This window comes from Actinosynnema sp. NPDC023658 (assembly GCF_040639995.1).
GTDB lineage: Bacteria > Actinomycetota > Actinomycetes > Mycobacteriales > Pseudonocardiaceae > Actinosynnema.
Genome location: NZ_JBFAAX010000423.1, coordinates 1 through 4,967, shown reverse-complemented (window position 1 = coordinate 4,967; position 4,967 = coordinate 1). Strand labels below are relative to the sequence as shown.

At 67.9% G+C, this 4,967-nt stretch carries 5 protein-coding genes and 2 pseudogenes; 5 read left to right on the top strand and 2 right to left on the bottom strand.

Annotation, left to right across the window (positions count from 1 at the left end):
* The 4 genes and pseudogenes from AB0G02_RS28035 to AB0G02_RS28020 form a co-directional block, all read left to right on the top strand.
* On the top strand, positions 1 to 742 hold a 742-nt coding region (locus tag AB0G02_RS28035), incomplete at its 5' end, for a CHAT domain-containing protein (protein ID WP_360799447.1).
* A 354-nt stretch (positions 743 to 1,096) separates the two neighbouring features.
* Positions 1,097 to 1,258: pseudogene (locus AB0G02_RS28030) on the top strand (IS5/IS1182 family transposase); the annotation flags it as partial.
* The gene (locus tag AB0G02_RS28025; RefSeq protein WP_360799444.1) at positions 1,248 to 1,904 is read left to right on the top strand and encodes a recombinase zinc beta ribbon domain-containing protein; all 657 of its coding nucleotides are present in this window, start codon (positions 1,248 to 1,250) and stop codon (positions 1,902 to 1,904) included. The pseudogene AB0G02_RS28030 and the gene AB0G02_RS28025, both read left to right, overlap by 11 nt.
* Positions 1,792 to 2,826 carry a recombinase zinc beta ribbon domain-containing protein gene (locus AB0G02_RS28020; protein WP_360799441.1) on the top strand — a complete coding sequence of 345 codons (1,035 nt, stop codon included), beginning with the start codon at positions 1,792 to 1,794 and terminating at the stop codon, positions 2,824 to 2,826. Before AB0G02_RS28025 ends, AB0G02_RS28020 begins: the two co-directional genes overlap by 113 nt.
* A 609-nt stretch (positions 2,827 to 3,435) precedes the next feature.
* Here AB0G02_RS28020 and AB0G02_RS28015 read toward each other — a convergent pair.
* Positions 3,436 to 3,948: pseudogene (locus tag AB0G02_RS28015) on the bottom strand (substrate-binding domain-containing protein); the annotation flags it as partial.
* 15 nt (positions 3,949 to 3,963) lie between these two features.
* On the bottom strand, positions 3,964 to 4,518 hold the full coding sequence (locus AB0G02_RS28010; protein ID WP_360799438.1) for a LacI family DNA-binding transcriptional regulator: 555 nt from the start codon (positions 4,516 to 4,518) through the stop codon (positions 3,964 to 3,966).
* Positions 4,519 to 4,871: 353 nt separating this feature from the next.
* Between AB0G02_RS28010 and AB0G02_RS28005 the strand changes: the two genes are divergently transcribed.
* The coding region (locus AB0G02_RS28005; protein WP_360799450.1) for an AAA family ATPase at positions 4,872 to 4,967 on the top strand (96 nt) is incomplete at its 3' end.

The window sequence follows — 4,967 nt, the reverse complement described above, 5'->3', positions numbered from 1 at the left end:
GCCCGATTGCGGACGCGTGTGGTGGATGCCGACCGGGGTGCTCGGCGCGCTGCCGCTGCACGCAGCGGCAAGCCTGACATCGGGTCGCACCGACCTCGTGTCGTCGACGACCACGACGCTGCGCGCGCTGGTTGACGCGCAGGCCCGGCCGTCAGTCGACATCACGGACGCTCGTGCGGTGGTCGTGGCCATATCGGAGACACCCGGTCGTCCGCTTCCGCGTGCGCTAGAGGAAGCAGCTGCGGTGGCCGGCTTGTTCGAAGGACGGGTCCACGTCTTGGCCGACGGCCAAGCCACCCCGCGTGCGGTGTCTTCCGCGCTCGCCGACGCGGGCGTGGCGCACTTCTGCTGTCACGCACATGCCGACCTCACGGATCCCGCGTCCGGCGCGATGTCACTCACCGGCGGACGACTGTCCGTGCGTGACATCGCCAAGCTGCCCCAGGACGGTCGCGTCCTGGCATACCTGTCGACGTGCACCACGATGCTCACCGTCGGTCGACTCGCGGACGAGGGTATGCACATCGCGTCCGGCTTTCAGTTCGCGGGATTTCCCACTGTGATCGGCACGCTGTGGCAGATCGACGACGACGTGGCCCACGATGTCGCGGAGAGCTTCTACCGTTCGGTGCGGTCCGACCCGGATCCGGCTGTTGCACTGCACGTGGCCGTCCGCGAACTGCGGAACCGATATCCGGGCCGACCGGCGCTGTGGAGCGCGTTCGTGCACATCGGCCGGTGAAGCCCCGAGGACACGAGCCGTGACATTCGATCATGCGCCGCTCGAAAAGTCGTCGTCGCTGGTAGATCGAAGTATCAGCGTGTTGAGAGCATGCCTGGGTGATCGTGTCTATGCTGTACAAGGTGACCCTCAGCCCTTCCCAACCTCCCGAGCAAGAGTGGCCCAGGGGTGACAGGGGTACACGTGGCGGTGGCGGGAAGGTGCAGAAGCCCGTGGTGGAATCGCGATCAGCGAGCCATTTTCGTCCTGACGGTGCAGGTCACGGCGCGGGCTGAGTGATGGGAGCGCGGTGGGCGAGGCTCCCGGTAAGACAGCAGTCGACCAAGATCCGATGCCCCGACTGGGAGCCTCGCCGTGCTGTCTTACCCTGCCGTGATTCCGCTGTCCAACCATACCCTCGTCCGCCTGGCCGATCTGATCCGCGCGGAGCGGACCCGGTGTCGGTCACGGAGGCGGCGCCTGGATCTCGGTCGCCAGGCACTGCCGGTGCTCGCCCACCCGCGCAATGGGGACACCTGCGCTCGTTCGAGCGATCTTGGATAACCCTCGGTACACGGGGTTCGCGTTCTTCGGACGGTGGGCGAGGCAGGAAACGCTGCTCGACCCTGACGACGTGGCTGCTGGTCGCGTGATCCGGTTCCGACGTGCGGCACCCGAGAAGGTGGTCCGCTCGCGGCAGCCAGCACACCCGGCGATCGTGTCGGTCGAGGAGTTCGTGGAGGCTCAGTTGTTGCGGCGCTCGCGGGCTGCCGGTGGGCTGGCAGCGAGCCGGAAGCTGGAGCGTGGACCAAAGGCGACCAAGCGGCCGTATCCACTCCGAGGACGCGTTCGGTGTGAGTACTGCTCACGGCGAATGGAAGGCACTCCGCGGAAGACACGCACCTATTACCGATGCTCGGCGCGAACGCTGGTGCCGGGTTCACCGGCACTGAACGGCCACCCGAACAATGTCTACCTACCGGAAGCGGCGGTATTGGGACCGTTGAGCAAGTGGCTGGACGGGCTGTTCGCTCCGGCTTGCTCGGCGGCCGGACCAGAACCGGCACCGGTTGGCCGATGGCTGGCAGGGCAGCACGGTGCGGGCGATCCTGGACAACCCGAGGTACACGGGGTTTGCGTTCTTCGGGCGGTGGGCGCGGCAGGAGATGTTGCTCGACCCTGACGACGTGGCGGCTGGCTACGTGATCCGCTTCCGGCGGGCGAGTGCCGATCGGATCGTTCGGTCCCGCAAGCCCGCGCATCCGGCGATCGTCAGTGTCGAGGAGTTCACGCAGGCGCACCTGCTGCGCAAGTCGAAGTCCGCCGGCGGGTTGAAGACGGCACGCAAGACCGAGCGCGCCGAGCGGGCTACGAAACGGCCGTACCTGTTTCGGGGCATCGTCCGGTGCACGGCGTGCGGTCGGAAGATGGAGGCCAGTCCACGGGCGCGCGGCGTGTACTACCGGTGTCCGGCTCGGACGCTCGCGCCCGGGTCACCTGCTCTGGCCACGCATCCGCCCACGGTCTACCTCCGTGAGGACGTTCTTCAGGAGGCGGTGAACGGGTGGCTCGGGCGATTGTTCGCGCCGGAGAACCGGGACCGCACCGTTGCCGCTTTGGTGGAGTCGCAGGGAACGAACGGCGTGGCGAGCGGTAGGGAGGCGGCGAAAGCGCGGCTCGCCAAGGCGGAGGCTCAGTTGAGCCGGTTCCAAGAGGCCATCAAAGCCGGAATTGACCCGCTGGCGTTGGTCGAGCCGATGAACGAGGCGCAAGCGGTACGGGCAGCCGCGCGGGCGGAACTGGAGGGAACACCAGCGCCGGACGCGCTGAGCGCAGCCGAGGTGCACGCGATGATCGACTCACTGGGTAACGTCGGAGCGGCTCTTGCCGATGCTGAGATAGAGAGCGTGGCGAGCCTCTACAGGACCATTGACCTGCAAGTCCGCTACACGCACACGGCCCACGAGGCTGATGTGCTCATCAAACCCGTGGGCCGTGTGAATAGTGCGCGTGTCCGAGAGGTTTGCCCGAACACGCACCTGTGGGGAATTTCCCACTCCTCTCGAAGGGGAGTGGCTCATAAGCCCAGCTTAGCAGGGGTTTGAGGCCTCTTCGCAAGAGTGGGGAACTTCCCACCCCAGTTTTCATCCAGTGAAATGACTCGTTCCGGAACCCGTCACAATGGGTCACCACCAGGCGCATCAGATGCCGAATTTCCTCCGAGGTCGATCAGTCAGTCGTCATTCTGCTGAAGGTAGCGGTACCCCCACCCATTCCTGTGCTACTCGCCGCCCCGCGACCAAGGTGTCCGCCGCTGTCAGACGGCAGTCCTCCGGTAGCCACGAGGCCAAGGCGGCGGCGGACGGCGCCATGGGTTTCTCCGTGCCCGGTCGATCCCGGCCCACCGAAAGCAGCGCGTGGTAGAGCCGAGCAGCGGGCTGGACCTCGGGGAGCCCCAGTTCCCGTGCGTAGACGGCCGCCTTGGTGGGGATGTCCGCCCTGAGCGACGTGCTGCTCGCCGTCGCCGCCGTGTTCCATCGGCGAGGCCGACGCAGGTGAGCAGGACCGGCTCGATCAACAGGTCAATAGCCACGCCAGCACCACTGGGCGGCATCACTCCCGAGGCGGGGCGGAGGAGTGCTCTCACCGATGCTGAGAACGCTGACGCGTGATCGGGGGTGACGTGCCGCCGTAGGTGGACAGATTGACGCTGGTCAGGGCTGGGTGTATGGGACTTCGCTGCCGGCGGGCTGACCGTGCGGGACACCGTGGGCCTGGGGGATCGCTCGGCGGCCACGTCCCGGGATCGGCCGGGGCGGTGGTGGCGCCGTCGAGGCGCGGACGACGAGCTCGACCGGTTGGTCGGCCGCCAGTGGAAGCTCGACGTCCGGCTTCTCGATGACCTGTACCAGCAGCGCGAGGCCCCGCCGCGTGACCTCGTCGAACGGCTGCCGCATGGTGGTGAGCGGGGGAGTGACGTAGGCGGCGAGCGGGATGTCGTCGAACCCGACGACGCTGATGTCCTCGGGCACCCGGCGTCCGGCCTCGAGCAGCGCGCGGATGAGACCGATCGCCATGTCGTCGTTCGCGGCGAACACCGCGGTCACGGTGCCGTCACCGGCCAGTTCCCGGCCCGCCGCGTAGCCGGACGCGGCCGACCAGTCGCCCTCGACGACCGGCGGCTCGTCCGCACTGTGGGCTCGCAGCGCCTCGCGCCAACCGGCGAGACGGTCCCGTGCCGACTACCACCGCTGCGGGCCGGCCAGGTGATGGACGGTCTCATGCCCCAATCCCAGCAGGTGCTCGGTCGCGGCCCGCGCGAACCGACCCGCGCCGACCCTGGCGGTCACCACCTGCGGCGCGGCGAAGTTGGGCGGCGCGCCGAGGACCAGGACCGGCACGTCGACGCTGATGAGGCCGACGCCCTCGTCGATCGGCTCGGAGATGACGACCCCGTCCACGCCCTGGTCCAGCAGCGACGCCAGGGCGCCCGCGATACCGCCCGGGTCGCCCTCGATCGTGGCGGCCACCCGCAGCGTGTAGCCCATCTCCCGGACCGCCCGCTCGATGCCCGCGAGCCACGACACCGGTCCGTACAAGGCGCTGCCCAGCGTCACCACGCCGATCGACCGGGTCCGCCCGGAGGCCAGCGCCCGAGCCGCCTGGTTGCGCCGGTAGCCGAGCTCCTCGGCGGCGTCCAGGACCCGCCGGCGCAGGCCGGGCGAGACATACGGCTCGTCGTTGAGGACCCTGGACACCGTCTTTTGGGAGACGCCGGCCAGCCGCGCGACGTCCACGCTGCGTGGCGTCAAAGGACTTCCGCCAGGCCTCGCCAGTCGCGTCATAGCACCCTCATCGCCGGCCACAGCCCCGTTTGACTGCGCTATCATGTCTACGCAGTCAGACGCTCGCTGTCAAGAGCCCCGAGAGCGCACACCGAAACGCTCGATTCCCCAAGGCCCTGTATGGCGTCCATTCGTCGTAAGCCATAGCATGTGCCGCTTGACACCACGAGTCGACCCTGCTTATCGTTCTGTATCGAACCGGTTCGCGCACAGGATTGCTTGCCGACCAATGTCCTGTTTCGCAGGCATGACGCCGGTAACTGGGTTAATAGTCGACTTCTTCGTTTCGGCGGGCCCGGCGGGTAGTGACGAGGGGTCCGGTCCAGTTCACGCCGGACCTGCTGCCCGGCGACATCACCGGTGTCCAGGTCTACCACCTGGGCGACGAGGAGTTCGCGTTC

Excerpts from the sequence above, each read along its gene's own strand:
- AB0G02_RS28025 (WP_360799444.1), top strand. The coding sequence starts at position 1,248 with ATGGGGACACCTGCGCTCGTTCGAGCGATCTTGGATAACCCTCGGTAC.